Annotated in this window: 17 protein-coding genes; 10 read left to right on the top strand and 7 right to left on the bottom strand. The window is 58.3% G+C overall.

Annotated elements, in window-relative coordinates; genetic code table 11:
- The first annotated feature begins 6 nt into the window (after positions 1-6).
- The 6 genes from LGN10_RS15335 (at position 7) to glf (ending at position 5,628) form a co-directional block, all read left to right on the top strand.
- Positions 7-753, top strand: coding sequence for an ABC transporter ATP-binding protein (locus LGN10_RS15335; RefSeq protein WP_226224140.1), 747 nt, complete (start codon positions 7-9; stop codon positions 751-753).
- A 104-nt stretch (positions 754-857) separates the two neighbouring features.
- Positions 858-1,556, top strand: a complete 699-nt coding sequence (locus tag LGN10_RS15330; protein WP_226224138.1) for a sulfotransferase family 2 domain-containing protein — start codon at positions 858-860, stop codon at positions 1,554-1,556.
- Between the two features lie 80 nt (positions 1,557-1,636).
- A complete protein-coding gene (locus LGN10_RS15325; protein WP_264163164.1) occupies positions 1,637-2,281 on the top strand; it encodes an NAD-dependent epimerase/dehydratase family protein in 645 nt (214 codons plus the stop codon).
- Positions 2,282-2,285: 4 nt separating this feature from the next.
- A complete protein-coding gene (locus LGN10_RS33520) occupies positions 2,286-2,558 on the top strand; it encodes a hypothetical protein (RefSeq protein WP_319001236.1) in 273 nt (90 codons plus the stop codon).
- A gap of 63 nt (positions 2,559-2,621) precedes the next feature.
- A complete protein-coding gene (locus LGN10_RS15320) occupies positions 2,622-4,478 on the top strand; it encodes a DUF4422 domain-containing protein (RefSeq protein WP_226224136.1) in 1,857 nt (618 codons plus the stop codon).
- A gap of 1 nt (position 4,479) precedes the next feature.
- Entirely contained in the window at positions 4,480-5,628 is a 1,149-nt protein-coding gene (gene glf / locus LGN10_RS15315) for a UDP-galactopyranose mutase (protein WP_264163162.1), read from the top strand.
- 61 nt (positions 5,629-5,689) lie between these two features.
- Here glf and LGN10_RS15310 read toward each other — a convergent pair whose 3' ends face one another.
- Both LGN10_RS15310 and LGN10_RS15305 read right to left on the bottom strand, forming a co-directional pair.
- Entirely contained in the window at positions 5,690-6,640 is a 951-nt protein-coding gene (locus tag LGN10_RS15310) for a glycosyltransferase (RefSeq protein ID WP_226224134.1), read from the bottom strand.
- A 2-nt stretch (positions 6,641-6,642) separates the two neighbouring features.
- On the bottom strand, positions 6,643-9,084 hold the full coding sequence (locus LGN10_RS15305) for a glycosyltransferase (RefSeq protein WP_226224132.1): 2,442 nt from the start codon (positions 9,082-9,084) through the stop codon (positions 6,643-6,645).
- A gap of 404 nt (positions 9,085-9,488) precedes the next feature.
- Here LGN10_RS15305 and LGN10_RS15300 point away from each other — a divergent pair, with 404 nt between their 5' ends.
- The 4 genes from LGN10_RS15300 to LGN10_RS15285 are packed head-to-tail and all read left to right on the top strand — an operon-like array spanning position 9,489 to position 14,199.
- Positions 9,489-10,328 (top strand): glycosyltransferase, encoded by an 840-nt coding sequence (locus LGN10_RS15300; protein ID WP_226224130.1) that lies wholly within the window; start codon positions 9,489-9,491, stop codon positions 10,326-10,328.
- Positions 10,325-11,290, top strand: coding sequence for a UDP-glucose 4-epimerase family protein (locus LGN10_RS15295; protein ID WP_226224128.1), 966 nt, complete (start codon positions 10,325-10,327; stop codon positions 11,288-11,290). Before LGN10_RS15300 ends, LGN10_RS15295 begins: the two co-directional genes overlap by 4 nt.
- A gap of 5 nt (positions 11,291-11,295) precedes the next feature.
- Positions 11,296-12,312 (top strand): MraY family glycosyltransferase, encoded by a 1,017-nt coding sequence (locus LGN10_RS15290; RefSeq protein WP_226224126.1) that lies wholly within the window; start codon positions 11,296-11,298, stop codon positions 12,310-12,312.
- A 12-nt stretch (positions 12,313-12,324) separates the two neighbouring features.
- The gene (locus LGN10_RS15285; RefSeq protein WP_226224124.1) at positions 12,325-14,199 is read left to right on the top strand and encodes a polysaccharide biosynthesis protein; all 1,875 of its coding nucleotides are present in this window, start codon (positions 12,325-12,327) and stop codon (positions 14,197-14,199) included.
- A 103-nt stretch (positions 14,200-14,302) separates the two neighbouring features.
- Here LGN10_RS15285 and LGN10_RS15280 read toward each other — a convergent pair whose 3' ends face one another.
- From LGN10_RS15280 to LGN10_RS15260, 5 genes are read right to left on the bottom strand one after another with little or no spacing between them, the layout of a single operon-like run.
- The gene (locus LGN10_RS15280) at positions 14,303-15,409 is read right to left on the bottom strand and encodes an MraY family glycosyltransferase (protein ID WP_226224122.1); all 1,107 of its coding nucleotides are present in this window, start codon (positions 15,407-15,409) and stop codon (positions 14,303-14,305) included.
- A gap of 27 nt (positions 15,410-15,436) precedes the next feature.
- Complete coding sequence (galE, locus tag LGN10_RS15275) at positions 15,437-16,459, bottom strand: UDP-glucose 4-epimerase GalE (RefSeq protein ID WP_099316135.1); 1,023 nt, start codon at positions 16,457-16,459, stop codon at positions 15,437-15,439.
- 15 nt (positions 16,460-16,474) lie between these two features.
- Positions 16,475-17,611, bottom strand: a complete 1,137-nt coding sequence (locus LGN10_RS15270) for a glycosyltransferase family 4 protein (RefSeq protein WP_226224120.1) — start codon at positions 17,609-17,611, stop codon at positions 16,475-16,477.
- A 51-nt stretch (positions 17,612-17,662) separates the two neighbouring features.
- Entirely contained in the window at positions 17,663-18,487 is an 825-nt protein-coding gene (locus LGN10_RS15265) for a glycosyltransferase (protein WP_059641923.1), read from the bottom strand.
- Positions 18,484-19,740, bottom strand: coding sequence for a lipopolysaccharide biosynthesis protein (locus LGN10_RS15260; protein WP_059641920.1), 1,257 nt, complete (start codon positions 19,738-19,740; stop codon positions 18,484-18,486). The genes LGN10_RS15265 and LGN10_RS15260 overlap by 4 nt, the downstream gene beginning before the upstream one ends.
- Between the last annotated feature and the right edge of the window lie 114 nt (positions 19,741-19,854).

The raw sequence follows: 19,854 nt of genomic DNA, 5'->3' as shown, positions 1-19,854 counted from the left end.
TGGAAAGTGGCTTATATCGAACTCAAAAACGCGACACTGGACTTACCCATCTACGATCTCCAAGGTCGGTCACTAAAGAAAAAGGTGATGCGAATGGGGCGACGGAATACTATTGCTGAGGACAACGATGGAGTGATCGTCGTTCGAGCCCTTGATAGCGTTTCGATGCGGTTCGAGAGCGGGGACCGAGTTGGACTAATCGGTCATAACGGGGCAGGAAAATCGACTTTGTTGCGTACGATGGCTGGGATCTACACACCCACGACAGGCGAAGTGCAACGAAGCGGAAAGGTCGTGCCACTGCTGGATATCAGCCTTGGGATGGATGAGAATTCCACTGGCCTCCAGAATATTCGTCTCCGGGGATTGTTGCTCGGTATGTCGGATGCCGAAATCAAGGCAAAGCAAGAAGAAATTGCCGATTTCTGTGAGCTCGGCGACTACCTAGATTTGCCGATTCGAACGTACTCGAGCGGAATGAGGGTTCGCCTGGCATTTGCGGTGTCTACGGCGGTCGATGCGGAAATCCTGTTGCTCGACGAAGTCATGGGGGTCGGCGATGCATCGTTTATGCAAAAGGCGAAGACACGTCTGCAAGACCTCCACGGTCGCGCGGAGATTGTAGTGCTAGCAATGCACTCGAACACCGAAATTCGCCGCGTATGTAATAAGGTGTTATGGATGGAAAGAGGCCGCGTCCATCGATTCGGAGCCGTGGAGGAAGTGCTTCAAGAATATGAGGCACAGGTCTGAGTTACCACGCATCGATGTCGTTCGTGGCAAAAGGGGAGCGGTCGGACTCGGCGCGTCTCTCACGAAGAACCGGTAGGGGCATAGTCGGTAGTGCAAATATGACGATGATGTATTTCGATGACCACAAGCTTAGATTCATTCGTATCCCCAAGAATGCGTGCTCGACGGTCATTAATAGCCTGGGTTTCTCGAAAACTCAAGGAAGGAACCCGCATCACGTCGGGGAACCGTTCGCCGACGCTTCGCCGGACGCTCACGAGTGGCCGTGTCTCGCTGTTCTGCGAGATCCTTTTGAGCGGGTTGTTTCCGCATACTTGAACAAGTTTACGGAAATCTTGCCGGACGAATTGTTCGTCCACGAACTCGTCGAATACATCTGGCGGGCGCAAAGAGGGAAGCCGCGGCCATCATCGACGTCGTCGATCACATTCCGCGAATTTGTAACGCATCTATGCGCTTTCCCAGACGATCAACTTGACCCACATTGGCGTAGTCAGTCGGCGTTCTTGACCGAACAGCCGACGATCTGGCTCTGGATGGAGACGCTGCAGGAACAATGGAGCGGCCATCCGCTGTTGGGAGAGATCAAACTCAGGACTTACGCACCCCACGCAACTAAGTCAGACATACGCATTGGCGGCAATGTGCTGGACGTAAACGGTGAAGTGTTCCTCGGGTTCAAAGAAATTTGCGGCCAGTTCCCGGCATCGTCACAGTTTCGCGACGCGGAGCTCGTTGGACGTATTCGAGACAGGTTCGCGGCAGACTATGCCTTGATCGAGACAGTGTTTGGCACTTCGTAGTAAAAGCAAGTAGCACCGGGCTTCGCTCACGGCCATGCGGCGATGCACTGCAATATCGAAAATCTGGTGGATTTAGAAAGATGAGAGCATTAATCACTGGGGGATTCGGTTTCATCGGTTCCCATTTGACACGCCACCTTCTCGACAAGGGCTGGAACGTTACCGTTGTCGACTTGGAGGGTGCTGCACCGTGTGTGGAGCTGCCGATGGACAGGTTGACTTTGATCAACGGGCCCTACTATGCACCGGACGTAATTGCGCAATGCGGTGGAGAGATCGACGTGTGCTTTCATCTCGCATCTAGCGTTGGGCCCGCGCTGTCGAACGAGAAGATCGTATTCGATATCGAGACCAATTTAATCGGGACTGTCTCGTTGCTTGACGCGCTCTCGCCTAAGCAAATTCGGCGATTTGTTTACATTTCGTCAGGAGGTACCGTCTACGGAACGGTGCCGAGTGTGCCGATTTCGGAAAATCAACATGGTTTTCCGACTTGTTCATACGGAATTGTAAAAAAGGCAGTTGAGTACTATTTGCATCTATATAGTAAAATTTACGGATTGCGTTACAATGTTATTCGTCTTGCAAATCCGTATGGAGTTGGTCAGCGCCTGAATTATAATCAAGGGGCAATTGCAAACTTCATTGGAAAAATTGTCAATAATGTCCCGATCGAGATCTGGGGGGGATGGATCTGTTGTTCGCGATTATATATATATAGATGACGTGGTGAGAGCCGTCGTAGCTGCTGCAGAGAGTGATGCGGAAAATGAAATATTCAATATCGGGTCGGGCGTGGGTCTTTCTCTGAATCAAATAGTGGAGATTCTGCGTAACGATTTTGAATTGCCGTTTGAGGTGAAATACCAGGCATCGAGAAGTGTGGATGTTCCTGTCAATGTTCTCGATATTGGAAAGGCTGTCAGTAAACTAAATTGGCGACCTGAAGTTGATGTCAGGAGTGGGATCGAGGCCACTTTGACGTGGGCCCGTGGTCAGTGAACGTTATTGCCGCGCGCGAAGAAGTATCAAAATGCTGACCATGCTGAGTCAAGAGCTACCTTAATGAAAATTTCTCTTTATATAAATTACTTCAACCCTGCTTACATGGTGAAGAGTGGGGTGATGAAGCCGATTCAGACCGGATGTGCGATATCGAAGCACGATTTGCCGATGCTGAAAGACAATATTGGCGAAAATATTTCCGGCAAAAATGCGTCGTACTGTGAATTGACGGGGCAATATTGGGTCTGGAAAAACGACAAAGAATCGGATTATATTGGATTTGTTCATTATCGTCGTTTCTTTGATTTCTTTCCGGAGCGAATTGATCGAATTGTAGACTCAAGTGGGCTCGTCATTGAAGATCGTCTGTCTGCGGAAGTGCTCGCCAAATATGGTCTGACCGATCATGATATCGAGCGCTGTGTGGACGATGTTGACATGATTTTGCCTGAGCCCTGGAACGTCGCAGGCTGCGGCGCTACGACAATTTACGATCAATATCGTGACGCCACATTTCATCACATCAAAGATCTTGATCTGGCTGGCGAGATAATTTATGAAACATGCCCAGAGTATTATGGGCACTTCAAGAAAGTGATGGGCTCGGAGTCGGGTTTATTCACTAATATGTTCATTTTTAAGCGTGAGATATTCGAGGAGTATTCCGCTTGGCTTTTTCCGTTGCTCGCTGAGCTGGAGAAGCGTATCGATGTTTCAAATTATGGCCCGGCTGAGCGTCGCGTCATTGGGTATATCGCAGAGCGCATGGTTGGCGTCTTCGTCTCCAAGAAATCAGCAGACGACAAGGATTTAAAGATTAAGTACTTGCGTCGTGTGTTTGTAAAAGATACATCTCCGATTGCATCATGTCCGCCGTTGCCAGTCACGGATCTCAAGCCGGTGTCGGTTGTCGCGGCTACAGACTCGCACTATGTTGCTCATATGGCTGCGCTCGTTGCTTCGGTTTTTTCGAATGCGGCGCACGATAGGTTCATCGATTTTCTGATTCTTGATGGAGGGATGACAGAGCTTGAGCGTCGAGGTCTTCGCGCGCTCGAACGGTTGCATCCACATGCGAAGATTTCGTTTATCGATATGTCGATGCAGTTTCTCGACATCGATGCTCATATGTACTTCACGCGAGCTACGTTCTATCGGCTTGCGTTGCCTGAGATCGTCTACAATCGCAATAAGATCCTATTTCTCGATACCGACGCTGTAGTGATCGATGACGTTGCCAAAATTTTCGACACTGAGCTTGATGGCAAGTCAGCCGCCGCGGTAAAGGACATCATCATGGCGTCGTTTGTTGCGATGGGGGTTCGTTCAATGGCGGAGACAGGAGGCTATCCGACTGCGAAGTACTTGTCTGATGTGGTCGGAATGAAGGAGCAGTACCGCGACTACTTTCAAGCCGGCTTAATTTTGTTTAATCTTGAGCAGCTTCGTGAAAGTCGCTTGTGTCAGAAAATGATTTCTGATCTTCGGCGCAATCGATATTGGTTCCTTGATCAGGATATCCTGAATAAATATCTCGTCGGTGATATCAAATTTCTTGACCTAAATTGGAATAGCGTGAGCCTGCCGCCAGGCCATGGAAGTGCGCTACCGGTCGACATCTACAACGCGTACCTCGAATCGCGAAAGAGCCCTTCCATGCTACATTATGCAGGAGCGGTTAAGCCGTGGAATGATCCGAGCTCTGAGTTTGCGCAGTATTACTGGTTTTATCTGAGAATGACGCTTTGGTACGAAGATCGCTTGCTGAAGCTAAGTTCTTCGACAGCACCCTTGTCTTTGCGTAGCAATACCTTGAGGCGACGGGTTGCTTCGGCAGTGTGGAGGCGATTGCCTGGCTTTGTTCGCCGCGCAATCTTTCCGCTAGCCACGACATTGGATCAACGGTGGAAGAATTGATATGGAAAAGATACTTATTGTCGGTGCGGGCTTGTCTGGCGCGGTGATCGCCCGCGAATTGGCCGAAAAAGGAATGAAGATTACGGTGGTAGAGTCGCGTAATCATGTGGCCGGTAACTGCCATACCGAGCGGGATGCGCGCACCGGAGTGATGGTTCATGTCCACGGCCCTCATATTTTCCATACTGACAATGAGGAAGTCTGGAAATATGTAAATCGATTTGCGGAGTTTGCACCGTACATTTGTCGAGTGAAGGCGACAACCGGTGGTCGCGTTTATGGACTTCCGATAAATTTGCACACAATCAATCAATTTTTCGGGAAAACATTTAATCCGAAAGAGGCGAGGGACTTTATCGAGCAGAATGCAGAGAAGTCAATTTCTGAGGTACGAAGCTTTGAGGACCAGGCTTTGCGTTTTCTTGGAAAAGACTTGTATCATGCGTTTTTTCGGGGCTATCCGATCAAGCAATGGGGTCTACCGCCGAGCGAGTTGCCGGCATCTGTTTTGAAGCGATTGCCGGTCCGATTTAGTTACGATGACAATTACTTCGGTCATCGTTTTCAAGGAATGCCGATCGAGGGTTATACGCTCATGGTCGAGCGTATTCTTGATCATGAGAATATTGACGTCCATTTGAACTGTAACTTCGATCGCGCATCGACGTCAAAATATGATCATGTATTTTTCAGTGGACCATTGGACAGTTGGTTTGAACATAAGTTGGGACATCTCGCGTATCGAACATTGAGGTTCGAGCCAATTTATGATACGGGAGACTTTCAAGGCTGTGCGGTGATGAGCTATCCGGAGGAAAATGTTCCGTATACGCGCATTACTGAACACAAGCATTTCACTCCTTGGGAAGATCACGAAGAAACTATCGTATTCAAGGAGTTTAGTAGTCAATGTCAGCCAGGTGATATACCGTACTACCCGATCCGTTTGGTTGAAGATAAGGTAATGTTGCGCGACTATGTTGATCTGGCCGAGGCTGAGCGTAACGTCACGTTTGTTGGTAGATTGGGCACCTATCGCTATCTTGATATGGATGTCACCATCGCAGAAGCTCTAGATGTTGCGGAGACTTTTCTCACCGTTCGCGCGGAGCGTGCCCAAATGCCTGCGTTTGTCGTGTCGCCTCTTTGAGTCGATTGGATATTTTTCCTCTTTGTCAAATGCAAGTTTGGCAAAGAGGAAATTAAACGGTTTAAAGTTTTTTAATCGAATCGAGAATAGTCTGTGCGCGGTTCTTATATGTATGGTCTCGCCGAGTGCGTGCTTGTGCGGCCAGGGCAATTTTTTCCGCGGTGATGGGATCGTCTTTCAGCATTTCCCAATGCTGACGTAACTCTACCGGCGAATCAAATAGGAGGATTTCTCCGTGTGCCTCATCGTAATAGTCGCTGATTTCGAGACCTTCGACGAACATACACTGTACTGTGCCGGCTGCAGCAGCTTCAAATGTTCGCGGTCCCGGGGTTGAGGCATCTAGGTTGAAACGTTCGTTTGCTAAATTATGTCGCCTGCCGACGTTCAGTGTAACAAGCGATGATGCATACATATCCGGAAGAATATTGTTGGGTATCCGCTGATTCGAAGTGAAACTCAAATCTTGCGGCCAGCCGTCGCCAAATATCTCGACATTGATGTTGCCGAAATAGGGTGCGCAGTCCCTCAGGAGTTGAATTCGATTGTTGAACGCAACTCCGCAAAAAAATAAATCGCGTGTCTTTTCGGTTTTAAAATCTCGAAAATGGGCCTCGCAATCTGCTGCGAGTGGAAGATGCACGACATGCGGATGCTGGTAGTGTGTGGATGTCCATTTGTCGTTGGAAAAAACTATATCGGCTAGCGATGTAATTTTTGCTGCATGATCGAATTCATAGGGATCGTCATGAAGCCAGAATGCCATTGTGGCATCGACATTCATTGCAGCTTGCTTTAACGGAAGATAGTACGCTTCTGAAGGCATGCAAGATCCGAATACTAAGATCAGATCTGGCGATGTGGCCTGCGCAACCAACGTGGCGCTCTCAAGCGAGCAAGCGGTTACATCGGCGACGTTTTCGAGAGCGCGAAAGCCGTTTGCAACGTATCCTCTGAGGATCGCATTGTTGTTGACTGCGTCGGGCGATGCTCCCGCAATTAGCACTTTCATTTTTACCTCGGTACCCGAATTCTATTTGCAATGATGCGTAGCGTTGGACGTACGCCGTGAATCTTGTAGAAGGCAGCCAGTTTATGCGCCTTCCGTATTGCACCAGAGAACACCTTTGCCCCAAGCGGCAAAAACTGTGTCCCATGGTGCCAACTGAATGGGTGAGGCGCGATTCCTGTATCTGCGAGATTCAATTCCGCCTCGAATTGTGGCGCGCCACGAGAGCGATTTTGCAATAACCTCGAATAGGTATCGTTCAGAGAAGTTACGTGATCCGAAATTTGAGCATATAGCGCCGGGGAGATATTCGATCGGTACTTCGAAAGCATCGACGGCGAATCAATGAGGGCGTGGATCGCATCGATCAGATCTCCTTCGCTATTGGGAGCGATCTTCAGTCCGTTCACGCCATGATCTATACGTTCACCGAGCGCTCCAATGTTCGCGACGATTGGAACGAGGCCGATCTGAAGTGCTTCCGACAGCGTAAGACAATAAGTCTCGGGCCAGATCGATAGGTGCAGTGACACATCGCAGTCCTTCAATGCTGCGGGCATAGCGTCGTACCGGTAGCCTCCGTGAACAACGACGTTCGGATAGCGGGCACGGTCGGCAAGATCGGCGTACTGTGGATCAATTCGACCAAACAAGTGCAGTTCCACGGGTGCGCGTGCGAGTAGTGGAAGAGCACGCGACAAGACGTCTCCACCTTTCTGATGCGTGATGTTGCCGAGCCACGCTATCTTCAGAGGCGTCGATTTTGTATGGTTGTGGGTCGCGGTAGTTGCCGTAGAGTCAGGTATAGGTATGGGAAGCACCTGCACGTTGGAGTGAAGTCTGACTGACGGATAGATGCGCTCGTATATGTTCTTGCTGTGGCTCGTGTTGAACACCAGCATGTCGACACGACTTAATGTGTCGTTCCAGAAACTGCGTCGAAGTGCTTGGGAACCCGGTGCGATATGATGTTTTTGCCACAGGCAGACGTCACATTGTGATAAAGGGATGTCTGGCGCGCCGCAGAACGTCTGCTTGAACGACAATAGATTGAATTCATGGCAGGCGCCGTAGAAATCGTGAGCAGTGAACGCGCTCGAGATCCCTAGCACGCGCGGCACGAAGGTAAGTGATGGAGGATGACCGATAAAATGATGGAAATGAACGAGATCTACGTGGTATTTGCTTAGTATATTTCGGAACGCGTTTTCCCTTTCTGCGCATCTAAGCAGGTCAGTGCCGTATGTGCGAGAGAAATTTATAGTTTCAAGTGCTTCGTATGTTTCGGATAGAAGCTGGGCGGACCGCCCAGTTCGATTATCCGGGATATAGAACAATATCCGATAGTTGTTTTTTAGGGCGTGGCGAAGGCGATCAAGATATACTTCGACGCCACCAAAATTTTTGCTTCCGATTACATTATGCGTGACGAATAAAACTGTTCTTCGATCAGGCGTGACTGGGGTGGAGGCAGCGGAGTGAATCTCCGATGCTGCAGTTAGAATGGTATCGACACGCCGGTCATACGTATGCAATTCTGTGGCCTTCGCGCGAGCGGCTTCCGCAATTTCGTTGCGATAAGCGCGATCGTCTATTATTCGCTTCGCTTTTTCGATGAAATCGTGCTCGTCCGAAAAGAAGATAAGTTCCTTCCCCGGGGTAAAGAAGGTTTTAGCCTCTGTCAACGAATCGTGAATGATCTGAACCGAGCCGGCCAGGGCGGCCTCGAACAAGCGAGGGGGGGGAGTCTCCGCAAATTCCCGACCACCGGACGCGGTAAAGACGCGCGGCAACATCAAAGTAATTGCACTTCGATTTGCAAACCGGGCGAAATCTGAAGGTGATGTGCGCCAGGATAGTGCGCTTGGCGGTAAGTCAATCCCGTGCGGTGGTAGAAAGGGATTGGTTGGAAGCGCAAGTTTAAATTTCCAATCATCAGGCAGCTGCTTGAGAACCGAGCGCAGGAACTGGCTTCGGTTGGGCCAGGCGGTTCCCGCAAAAAACATGTGGTAGCGCAGTTCTTGCTGCAGTGGGAGAACCGGCAGCGAATGAAATTCCAACGCGCCGGCCAGCGGTAGATGCCGACCACGATTTCCGTAGGCTGAAACACTGGACGAATCGTTCGTAAACACAACATCGAACAACTCTGCGTTTCTCAGATTGATTGGAAGCTCGTACGGGTCTTCTGTAACCCAGAGCACGGAGCGACCGCAAATGGTTGCGAGTGTCGCACACAGGTCCTTGCGAAGTTCTTCGCCATCGAACGCAATGAACAGGTCACATTTTTGACGCGTTGCGGTTGCGGCGGCATCGATCGGGTCTACTTTGGCGACGAATTCGACATCCGGGTGTCGCTGCAAGGCATGAAAAATCGCGAGACAAATGTAATGGTTTGGGTTGCGATATTTCGTGTCAAGCAAGAGTACGCGGAATTTTGGTTGACTCATAGATCTTTCTCTGCCGACAGGGGCGGTACGTGGGGTCATACAGGGGCCATTGCGCGACAGCGTTGGTAGCGTCGTCGTACGGATGTTCGTTCGCCCGCTCAAGGCCGCGCTGTGCTGGCCCGCTAGTGTCGCGTCGAGCGCGCGGGGCTCGGCGGTATGCTGGAAGTATACGGATGGTGCTTCATTGCTGCGGTTGGGGAGCTACCGCAATGTTAACGCACATCGGTGTTTCCGATGCCCTTTCTTGGGGTCCCGGAAGTCTAGCAAGCGGTAGGAATGGCAGTGTAAGTAACCGTAACCGGTGTCCAGATCATCGCTTGCCAATATGGTGTCTTATGCTCACACTTACCGCTTTTGGGGGATGTGAACCGGATGGTCAAGTACCAAATTCAAGGGCATGGGCGGTGACAGGCAACGCACGGAGTGGTGGCGCACGACTTTCGATTTCTGTCGTCGTATTTCGGCCGGACGTTGCGGCTCTGATCAGGACTCTTGACACACTGAGGTGTGCGATCTCGACCCTGAACGATGAGAGAGGACTGGATGGGACGACAATTTTCTTGGTCGACAACGGCGGACTACCGGACGTCGGAAGTGCGGTCCAGTCACTACATGCGGCCGGCGCCGACGTGGCAGTCGTAAGCGGACATGGAAATGTCGGCTACGGTCGTGGTCACGACATCGTCTTACAAAGCGTTAGCAGTCGATATCATCTCGTCCTCAATCCGGATGTTGACATCGAGCCACACGCACTAGCTGACGCGATAGCTTTTCTTGACGACAACCCCGAGGTAGGTTTGCTTGCGCCCCGTATCGGTGATGAGCACGGCGCATTGCAACACCTTTGTCGACGCTTTCCGAGCTTGGTGGACCTCGCAGTGCGTGGGTTCATGCCGGTAGCGTGGCGGGAGTGGTTCCAGCGGCGCCTTGCCCATTACGAAATGCGCGACGTAATCAACGACTGCGATATCGTCTGGGATCCACCCATCGTCAGCGGCTGCTTCATGCTGTTCCGCACGGAAGTGCTGAAGAAGCTGGGCGGTTTCGATCCGCGCTATTTCCTCTACTTCGAGGACTACGACTTGAGCCTGCGCACCCACGACGTCGCACGCGTGGCCTACGTTCCATCGGTCCGTGTGATTCACCACGGCGGCGGCGCGTCCCGCAAGGGTTTCGCACACATCCGCATGTTTGCCGCGTCGGCCTTCAAGTTCTACAACCGTTTCGGCTGGAGGTTGTGGTGATCCATCTCGTCGTCACCGGGGCAAACGGCTTCGTCGGTCGCGCGGTCTGCCGCCGCGCGCTGGAGGCTGGGCACACGGTGACCGCGTTGGTGAGGCGCCCGGGGGGGGGCATCGAAGGCGTGCGCGAATGGGTGCACGACGCCGCCGATTTCGATGGCCTCGACGAAGGATGGCCAACGGATCTTGTAGCCGATTGCGTGATCCATCTCGCGGCCCGTGTGCACGTGATGCGCGACGAGTCACCGAATCCCGACGCCGCGTTCGACGCGACCAACGTCGCCGGTACCTTGCGTCTCGCCAAAGCCTCGTGCCAGCACGGCGTGCGCCGCATCGTCTACGCAAGCAGCATCAAGGCAGTCGGTGAGAGTGACGGTGGCGCGCCGTTGTCGGAAGCGGTGAGTCCCGATCCGCAGGACGCCTACGGCCGCTCGAAGCTGCGCGCAGAGCGCGAACTTGCGCAATTCGGCGGGTCGAATGGGCTCGACGTCGTGATCGTTCGGCCACCCCTGGTCTACGGTCCGGCGGTCCGTGCGAACTTCCTACGCATGATGGAGGCGGTTGCGCGCGGGATACCGCTGCCGCTCGGCTCCATCGCTGCACGCCGCAGCATCGTCTACGTCGACAACCTTGCCGACGCACTGCTCCGATGCGCGATTGATCCGCGCGCGGCCGGCGAATGCTTCCACGTTGCCGACGACGATGCGCCGTCGGTCACGGGCCTGCTGCGTCTGGTCGGCGATGCGCTCGGCAAGCCGGCCCGCTTGATCCCCGTCCCGTCCCCCGTACTACGCGCGCTCGGTACGCTGACCGGCCGCCGCGCGGCGATCGACCGCCTGACCGGCAGCCTCCAACTGGATACGGGCCGGATCACGCGCGTGCTCGGCTGGCATCCCCCATATACGACAAGACAGGGCCTCGAAGCGACCGCCGCATGGTATTGTTCGCGCGATACCCAACAATAGTCGATATGCATTACCCGATATCAACGTGGCCCGAAGCGGCCGCGGTGGCGCTGGCCGCTGCCATCGCATCGACGTCCATTCTACGCATGCTGCTCGCGACCGGCCTTGCATGGCGTCTTGCCACCGATATTCCGAACGACCGTTCGCTCCATACGCGGCCGACGCCGCGCGTCGGCGGATGGGGCATCGTACCGGTCTGCGTCGTCGCATTGCTCGCGCTGGCGCCGCACTTGTGGCTGATCGCCGCCGCCGTGGCCGGCCTTGCCGCGATGTCGCAGATCGACGACCGGCGTGGGCTCCCCGCCCGCGTGCGGTTCTCGGCGCACCTCGCGGCGGTCATCGCGCTGATCGCCATGTTTCCGGCCCAGGCACCGTGGTGGCTGCTGGTCGGCATCGGCTTCGTGATGGTCTGGCTGACGAACCTGTACAACTTCATGGACGGCGCCGACGGCCTCGCGGGCGGCATGGCGCTATTCGGCTTCGGCGCGTACGCGGTCGCGGCGCTCACCGCCCCGATGCCATCCCCGGATCTGGTCGTGGCTGGATCGGCTGTTTCCGGCGCCGCTCTTGGCTTCCTGCTGCTGAATTTCCACCCGGCCCGGCTGTTTCTTGGCGACGCCGGGTCGATTCCCCTCGGATTTCTGGCCGGAGCGCTCGGCTACTGGGGCTGGCGCGCGGGCGTATGGCCAGTCTGGTTTCCGGCGCTGGTGTTCGCTCCCTTTATTGCCGACGCATCTGTAACACTTTTGAGACGTCTGTTACGTGGCGAAAAGTTCTGGCAAGCGCACCGGGAGCACTATTATCAACGGATGGTCCGTGCGGGCGTAGGTCACCGCCGGACTGCTCTTTATTGGTACCTCATCATGCTTGCAGGCATAATCGTCGCCGCGTGGGCAAAGGGCCGCCCGGAATTGCAGCAGTGGCTGTCGTTCTTCGCGTGGTACGGCGTCCTGGCATGTATCGGATTGGTGATCGACATGCGTTGGCGCCGGTTTCAGTCGGCCGCCGAAAATAACTCTTGAGGTTTCCCGCCGATGTTGCGATCCAAAGCATCATGGCTTTCGCTGAGCGCTTTCCTGTTTGACCTGACGGCGGTCACCACCGCGTGGTTGTTCGCTTATCTCGTCCGGTTCAACGGCAGCGTTCCGTCCGATTTCATGGGCGGCGCGTTGATGGCGCTCGTCTGGGTGCTGCCCGTCTACGCACTGATGTTCCTCGTGTTCGGCCTCTATCGCGGCCTTTGGGTATTCGCGAGCCTCCCCGACCTCGTTCGAATCTCGAAGGCAGTGGTCGGCGGTGGCGTGATAGTGATGATCGGCGCCGTGATGTTCCAGCCGCAGCCGATCATCCCGCGCTCGGTGCTGCTCGTGTCGCCGCTAATGCTGTTCCTGGCGATGGGCGGCGCACGGGCGCTCTATCGAGCGACGAAGGAGTACTACCTGTATGGCGGGCTCGTCGGCAAGGGCAAGCCGGTGTTGGTGCTTGGCGCCGGCACGGCCGGCGCGAGCCTTGCGCGCGAGCTGTCGCGTTCCGGCGAATGGCGCCTGGTGGGCCTGCTCGACGACGACGTCACGAAGCAGGGCCGCGAAATCTACGGCTACAAGGTACTCGGCTCGTTCAACGACCTGAAGCATTGGACCGACGCGCTGAAGGTGGAATACGCGATCATCGCGATTCCGTCGGCCTCGGTCGAAACACAGCGCCGCGTCGCGACGCTATGCGTGCGTGCCGGCATCAAGGCGATGGTGCTGCCGTCGCTGACTGCGTTGATGCCAGGACAAGGGTTCCTGTCGCAGGTCCGGAACATCGATCTCGAGGATCTGCTCGGTCGCGACGCCGTAACTATCGATACGCCGCACGTCGAGGCGCTGCTGCGTGGACGCGTCGTGATGGTGACGGGCGCGGGCGGCTCGATCGGTTCCGAGCTGTGCCGGCAGATCCTGCGCTTCGCGCCTGCCCAATTGGTCGCGTTCGACCTGTCCGAATACGCGATGTACCGGCTGACCGAGGAATTGCGCGAGCGCTTCCCCGATCTGCCCGTGGTGCCGATTATCGGCGATGCCAAGGATTCGCTGCTGCTCGACCAGGTGATGTCGCGCCACGCACCGCACATCGTGTTCCACGCGGCCGCCTACAAGCACGTGCCGCTGATGGAGGAGCACAACGCGTGGCAGGCGCTGCGCAACAACGTGCTCGGCACTTACCGGGTGGCCCGCGCGGCGATTCGCCATGATGTGCGTCACTTCGTGCTGATCTCGACCGACAAGGCCGTCAATCCGACCAACGTGATGGGCGCGAGCAAGCGCCTCGCGGAAATGGCCTGCCAGGCGTTGCAGCAGACGAGCGGGCGTACGCAGTTCGAGACGGTGCGCTTCGGCAACGTGCTCGGCAGTGCGGGCAGTGTGATCCCGAAGTTCCAGCAGCAGATCGCGAAGGGTGGCCCGGTGACGGTCACGCACCCGGAAATCACGCGTTTCTTCATGACGATCCCGGAAGCGTCGCAGCTTGTGCTGCAGGCGTCGAGCATGGGGCGTGGCGGCGAGATTTTCATTCTCGACATGGGCGAACCGGTGAAGATCGTCGATCTCGCGTGCGACCTGATTCGCCTGTACGGGTTCTCGGAAGAACAGATCCGCATTGAATTCACCGGGCTGCGGCCGGGTGAGAAGCTCTACGAGGAACTGCTTGCGGACGACGAGGCGACGACGCGCACGCCGCACCCGAAATTGCGGATCGCGCGAGCACGTGAAGTGCCCGACAATTTCCTTGACGCGCTGCTGCCGTGGTTGATGCAGCACCGCGTGCTGTCCGACGACGAAGTGCGGCGCGATCTGCGGCGTTGGGTGCCCGAGTACCAAACAGCCGCCGTGCCGGCACTGAAGAGTGTGCGGGTCGCGTCGAACCGCTGATAGCTGCGCTCGCGCCGGCGCAGCAGCCGTTTCCGCCAAAAGAAAAGCGCCCCGCGAGGCGCTTTTTCATGTCTGGCCGTGAGCGGCTAGGCGGTTCGACCGTTCAGCGGCCTTGCCGCGTCTTCCTCACCACCATCCACCGCGGCGCCCTGAACCTGACGATACTGAGATAAAGCCACACATAAGTCAGCGCGAACACCACGACAAAAACGAACAGATGCACGGTATGCCGCCAGAACAGCGTCGCCGGAATCACCGCAACGAGGCACAGCAGCCACAGATAAGGTGACGTAAGCGAATTCCGCCGCGTCAGATCGTGCGCGTGCTTCGTCCCCACGGCCCACCGCATCAGCCGCTTGTACACGAGCATATGCAGATGCACGCCGTCCGGAATCCCCGGCGACATCCCGCGGATGAACTTCTTCCGGTAGATCGAGAAGCAGGTCTCGAAGATCGGATACATGAACAGCAGCACCGGATACCACGCGGACACCTCGCGGTTGCGCATCACCAGCATGATCGCGAGCTCCGCGAGCATGAAGCCGATGAAATACGCGCCGCCGTCGCCGAGAAAGATCAGCCCGGCCGGGAAATTCCACAGGAAGAAGCCGAGCACGGCGCCCATCATGATGATCGACGCCGACATCACGACCGGGTCGTTGACGTGGAACGCGACATACGCGAGCGACGCGAACATCATGAAGCTGACCATCGACGCGAGCCCGTTGAAGCCGTCGATGATGTTGATCGCGTTCGCGAGCGCCGCGACCGCGAGCACGGTGATGAACGCCGAGATGGCCACGTAGCCGAGCAGGAAATCGAGCGGCGGCACGCTGATGCGCTTGACCGCGATACCGAGCAGCCAGAACGCCAGCGCGGCCGCGCCCATCGTGCACAGCAGCCGCGCGCGCGGCGACACGCGCTTGGTCAGGTCCTCGACGAGGCCGGACAGGAACGCCGGCAGCCCGCAGGCGACGATCCCGAGAATGCTGCCGGCGATCGTCGGGTAGCGTCGCGACACGACAAGTGCGGCAATCACGACCCCGGCGAGGATCCCGATGCCCCCCACTCGCGGCACGGGCCGCACGTGGAATTTCTGCACGCCGGCCAGGTCGCTGTCGATCGAGAATTTCTCGTGAAGGTGCGCGTAGCGCACGATGAACAGCGTGACGAGCAAGGAGACGATGAAGCCGGACGCGAAGCTGAGCATGGGATCGCTCGAAAAATGGACAGCGGATTATACAAAACCGCGCGGGTTCCCCTCCTGCCATCGCCAGTGGTCGGCGCACATTTCCTCGATGCCGAGCGTCGCACGCCAGCCGATGATGTCGGCCGCGGCCTGCGGGTTCGCATAGCATTCGGCGATGTCGCCCGGGCGGCGCGCGACGAGTTCGTACGGCACCGGGCGGCCCGATGCCTTCTCGAACGCACGTACGACTTCCAGCACGCTGTAGCCCTGGCCGGTGCCGAGGTTCACGACGAAGCTCGCGTCGCGGGTGGCCAGCGCATCGAGCGCGGCGATGTGCCCCTTCGCGAGATCGACGACGTGGATGTAGTCGCGCACACCGGTGCCGTCCGGCGTCGGGTAGTCGGAGCCGAACACGCGCAGCTTTTCCAGCTTGCCGACCGCGACCTGCGCGACGTACGGCATCAGGTTGTTCGGGATGCCGGCCGGATCCTCGCCGATCAGCCCGCTCGCGTGCGCGCCGACCGGGTTGAAGTAGCGCAGCGTGGCGATCCGCCACGACGGGTCCGAGACTTCGAGATCGCGCAGGATCTGCTCGGCGATCAGCTTCGACTGGCCGTACGGGTTCGTCGCGGACAGCGGGAACGATTCGTCGATCGGCGAGCGCTCGGGCACGCCGTACACGGTCGCCGACGAGCTGAACACGAACTGCCGGACGTTGCGCTCGCGCATGACCTTGAGCACGGCGAGCAGGCCGCCGATGTTGTTCTGGTAGTACTCGAGCGGCTTCGCGACCGATTCGCCGACGGCCTTGAGCGCCGCGAAATGAATCGTGCCGGTGATCGGGTGCGCGTCGAACACCTTCGCGAGCGCGGCTTCGTCGCACACGTCGACCTGGTGGAACGCGGGCGTCTTGCCCGTGATCCGCTCGATGCGCCGCACCGATTCAGCCTTGCTGTTCACGAGGTTGTCGACGATCACGACGTCGTAGCCGTTGTCGAGCAGCTCGACGGCCGTATGCGAGCCGATATAGCCCGCGCCGCCGGTAACGAGGATGGTGCCTTTAGCGGTCATTGCTGATGCGCTCCTTCAGAGTGTGAATCCCGTCAACGAATGGATGGTCTCCCTGTAGCGTTCGACGACCTGCTGTTCGTCGAATTCCGCCGCGACCTTGTGTCGGCCGCGTGCGCCCATCGCCGCGCGGCCTTGCGGCCCGAGCGCGATCATGCGAATCAATTGTTCCGCGAGGCTTCCGCTGTCGCGCACGCGGCACAGGAACCCCGTTTCGCCGTCGGCGACGACGTCACGGCAGCCCGGCACGTCGGTCGCGACGATCGGGCGGCCCATCGCCGATGCCTCCATCAGCGTGCGCGGCACGCCTTCGCGGTACGACGGCAGCACGACGCAGTCGGCCGCCGCGATGTGCGGGCGCACGTCGTGCGCTTCGCCGAGATACTCGACGATGCCTTCGCCGACCCACGCGTCGACGTCCGCGCGACCGATCGCGCTTGGATTGTCGACGCCGAGCGGCCCGAGCAACTGGAAGCGCACGTTCGGAAAGCGCTCGCGCACGACACGCGCGGCTTCCACGTATTCACGCACGCCCTTGTCCCACAGCAGCCGGCCGATCAGGATGAAGACGGGCGCGTCGCCGCCCGGCAGCGGCACGGGCGAGAACTGGTCGAGATCGACGCCTTCGCCGTGCAGCAGCCGCGCGCGCTCGGGATGCGCGAGCAAGCGCTCGTCGGTGAAGGTCGCGAGATCGTCGCGGTTCAGGAACCACACCTCGCGCGGGAAGCGGAACGCGAACCGGTACAGGCGCTTCGCGATGCTCGCCGCGCGGCTCTTCTGGATGAACACGTAGCCGAGGCCCGTCGTCACCGCGATCGACGGCACGCGCGCGAGCCATGCGGCCACCGAGCCGTAGATGTTCGGCTTGATCGTGTAATGGAACACGAGGTCGGGCCGCAGCGCGCGGTAGTGGCGCGCGAGCGCGGCGAGCGTGCCGAGATCCTCGCGCGGGCTCGTGCCTTTCGACGCGACCGCGAGCGCGACGTAGCGACAGCCCATCTGTTCGAGCAACGGCACCGTGCGGTCGTGCGGCGCGATCACGATGACCTCGGCGCCGCGCGCGACGAGCGCACGGATCAGCCCGTGGCGATACGTATGGATCGCCCAGGCCGTGTTGCAGACGAGCGCGATGCGCAGCGGGGAGGTGGCGGACATGAAAAAAAGAAAAAATAAAGCGTCGAAATTGCCGAACGGGCCGGATGCGCGTCAGGCGGACGGCCGCGCGGCGAACAGCGTCTGCTTGATGCGCTGCAGCGTACGGTACGGCGTCACGAAGTGCAGCAGGTTCTTGGCGAGGCCGGCCCAGTCGTACGGGTTCAGCACGTTGAAGTGGCGCAGCAGCAGCGTGAGCGTCGACACCAGTTGGCGCCGGCGCTTGGTCGCGCTGATCCCGCCCTCGTTAAGCTCGTAGTACAGGCCGAGTTCCGGCAGGTTCGCGCAATCGTAGCGTTGCATTAACCGTAAAAAAAGATCGAGATCCTCGGCCGCGCGGTACTTGGCCCGATAGTTGCCCACTTCGCGCACGGCGTCGATGCGCAACATGACCGACGGATGCACGAGCGGCGAGCGCAGGAAGCGCGTGCGGCGCAGCGTGCGCGGATCGGTGGGCGGCGTGAGCATGAAGCGCGGCTCGCCGGCGCGCGACACGACCTGCGTCCACATGCCGACGCAGGCGACGCGCGGGTGGGCGCCGAGATACGCGCGCTCTTTCGCGAGGCGCCGCGGCGCGGCGAGATCGCCCGCGTCGATGCGGGCCGCGTAGCGGAAGCCGCGCGCGGCGAGCGCGTCGATGCCGGCCGCCAGCGCGCGTTCGATGCCGCCGTTTTGCGGCATGCGCAGCACGTCGATCGCGAGGCCCGGCAGGTCGGGCGCGACGATCGGCGGCGTGCTGCCGTCGTCGACGATCAGCACGTGCACGCGCGCGTCCTCGCGAAACGACGCGAGGGTCCGGACGACGTCGTCGTGCCCGTTGTAGGCCGGCATCAGCACGGCCACGTCGTCGAGCGGGGGCGGGCTATCGGAGGGCGTCATGTTCGCAGCTTGAAACGGATGTAATAAAAGTTGACGGCGGCAGCAGCCAGGTAGCCGGCCGCCAGCCCGACGAGCGCGCCGTACAGGCCGAGCCGCGGGATCGCGAACAGGTTCACGAGCGCGGCGATCGCCAGCGCGAGCAGCCATTTCGTGAGCAACACGAATTTTGCTTGATATTTGAGAACGATAAGATTGCCTATCGCCTCGATGCCGGCCGGCACGGACAGCCACACGGCCCAGCGGAAGATGTCGACCGACGCCTCGTAGCCGCGGCCGAACACCTTGCCGACGATCAGCGGGGCGGCGGCGTCGAGCACGAGCGCGCCGGCCGTCATCAGGCCGGCCGTCATCGCGATCAGCCGGACGATGTTGCGGCGCAGCCGCGCGACGTCCTGCACGCGGTAGACGAAGGCGGGCGCGATGGTCTGCGCGAGCATCAGCGCGAGCGTGATCCAGTTCTCGTTGAGCTGCTGCGCGGCCGAGTAGCGGCCGAGATCGGCGAACGACACATGGCGCTCGAGCATCAGGCGGTCGAGCTTCAGGAACAGATACATGCAGATGAGGCCGAGCCAGAACACGGTGCCGGCCGTCGCAAAGTGCCGGAACAGCGGCCTGTCGAACGTCCAGCCGAGCGCGCCGCCGTTACGATGCCGGTAGTACAGCAGCAGCGCGAAGCCGATCGCGGCGGCTTCCAGCGCCCACAGCCACGCGAAGCGGGCAGGGCCGGCGGCCGCGCGCACCAGCAGCCATACGAGCAGCGCCTTGGCGAGCGCGGTGACCATGCTGGCGACGAGCTGCGGCTTGCTGTAGGTCATGCTCTGCAGCCACGCGTTGATCACGCCGACGAACGGCTCGCGGAACACCATCGTGACCGCGAGGCCCGCGAGCATCGCGCCGACCAGCGGGTCGAAGGCGCCCGCGGCGATCGCGATCCAGGTTGCGGCGAGCGCGGCGACCGACACGGCGATGCGCAGCACGAACGCGCTGCCGAGCACCGCGCCGAGCTGGGCGGGCGGGCGCTGGACGATGGTCGGGACGAGGATTTCCGCGCCGCACACCCAGGTGAGCGGCGCCAGTACCAGGAGCAGCGTATTCGCATACTGCCATTTGCCGAACACATCTGGACCGAAATAACGGGCCAGCAGGCCGCTGATCGCGATCGCGACGCCGATCTGCGTGAGCCGTTCGAGCCCCAGCCAGACGAGGTTCGCGACGGCTTTCGCGACGTCGGGGTTGCCGAAGCGCTTCAGCATGCGCGGCAGCGGCGGCGCGCGGGCAGGGCGGCCGGAAGCGGCGGGTGGGCGGCGGCGGGACGGCCAGGCATTAAAATGGGCGATATGCGCGTCATCGAAACCCGCGATTATAAG

Origin of the sequence: Burkholderia sp. AU32262 (assembly GCF_020419985.1) — a bacterium.
Lineage (GTDB): Bacteria > Pseudomonadota > Gammaproteobacteria > Burkholderiales > Burkholderiaceae > Burkholderia > Burkholderia semiarida.
The sequence above is the reverse complement of the archived record's forward strand: the minus strand, read 5'-3'. Positions and strand labels throughout refer to the sequence as shown.

Excerpts from the sequence above, each read along its gene's own strand:
- LGN10_RS15330 (WP_226224138.1), top strand. The coding sequence starts at position 858 with ATGATGTATTTCGATGACCACAAGCTTAGATTCATTCGTATCCCCAAG.
- LGN10_RS15325 (WP_264163164.1), top strand. The coding sequence starts at position 1,637 with ATGAGAGCATTAATCACTGGGGGATTCGGTTTCATCGGTTCCCATTTG.
- LGN10_RS15320 (WP_226224136.1), top strand. The coding sequence starts at position 2,622 with ATGAAAATTTCTCTTTATATAAATTACTTCAACCCTGCTTACATGGTG.
- glf (WP_264163162.1), top strand. The coding sequence starts at position 4,480 with ATGGAAAAGATACTTATTGTCGGTGCGGGCTTGTCTGGCGCGGTGATC.
- LGN10_RS15310 (WP_226224134.1), bottom strand. The coding sequence starts at position 6,640 with ATGAAAGTGCTAATTGCGGGAGCATCGCCCGACGCAGTCAACAACAAT.
- LGN10_RS15305 (WP_226224132.1), bottom strand. The coding sequence starts at position 9,084 with ATGAGTCAACCAAAATTCCGCGTACTCTTGCTTGACACGAAATATCGC.
- LGN10_RS15290 (WP_226224126.1), top strand. The coding sequence starts at position 11,296 with ATGCATTACCCGATATCAACGTGGCCCGAAGCGGCCGCGGTGGCGCTG.
- LGN10_RS15285 (WP_226224124.1), top strand. The coding sequence starts at position 12,325 with ATGTTGCGATCCAAAGCATCATGGCTTTCGCTGAGCGCTTTCCTGTTT.
- LGN10_RS15280 (WP_226224122.1), bottom strand. The coding sequence starts at position 15,409 with ATGCTCAGCTTCGCGTCCGGCTTCATCGTCTCCTTGCTCGTCACGCTG.
- galE (WP_099316135.1), bottom strand. The coding sequence starts at position 16,459 with ATGACCGCTAAAGGCACCATCCTCGTTACCGGCGGCGCGGGCTATATC.
- LGN10_RS15270 (WP_226224120.1), bottom strand. The coding sequence starts at position 17,611 with ATGTCCGCCACCTCCCCGCTGCGCATCGCGCTCGTCTGCAACACGGCC.
- LGN10_RS15265 (WP_059641923.1), bottom strand. The coding sequence starts at position 18,487 with ATGACGCCCTCCGATAGCCCGCCCCCGCTCGACGACGTGGCCGTGCTG.
- LGN10_RS15260 (WP_059641920.1), bottom strand. The coding sequence starts at position 19,740 with ATGCTGAAGCGCTTCGGCAACCCCGACGTCGCGAAAGCCGTCGCGAAC.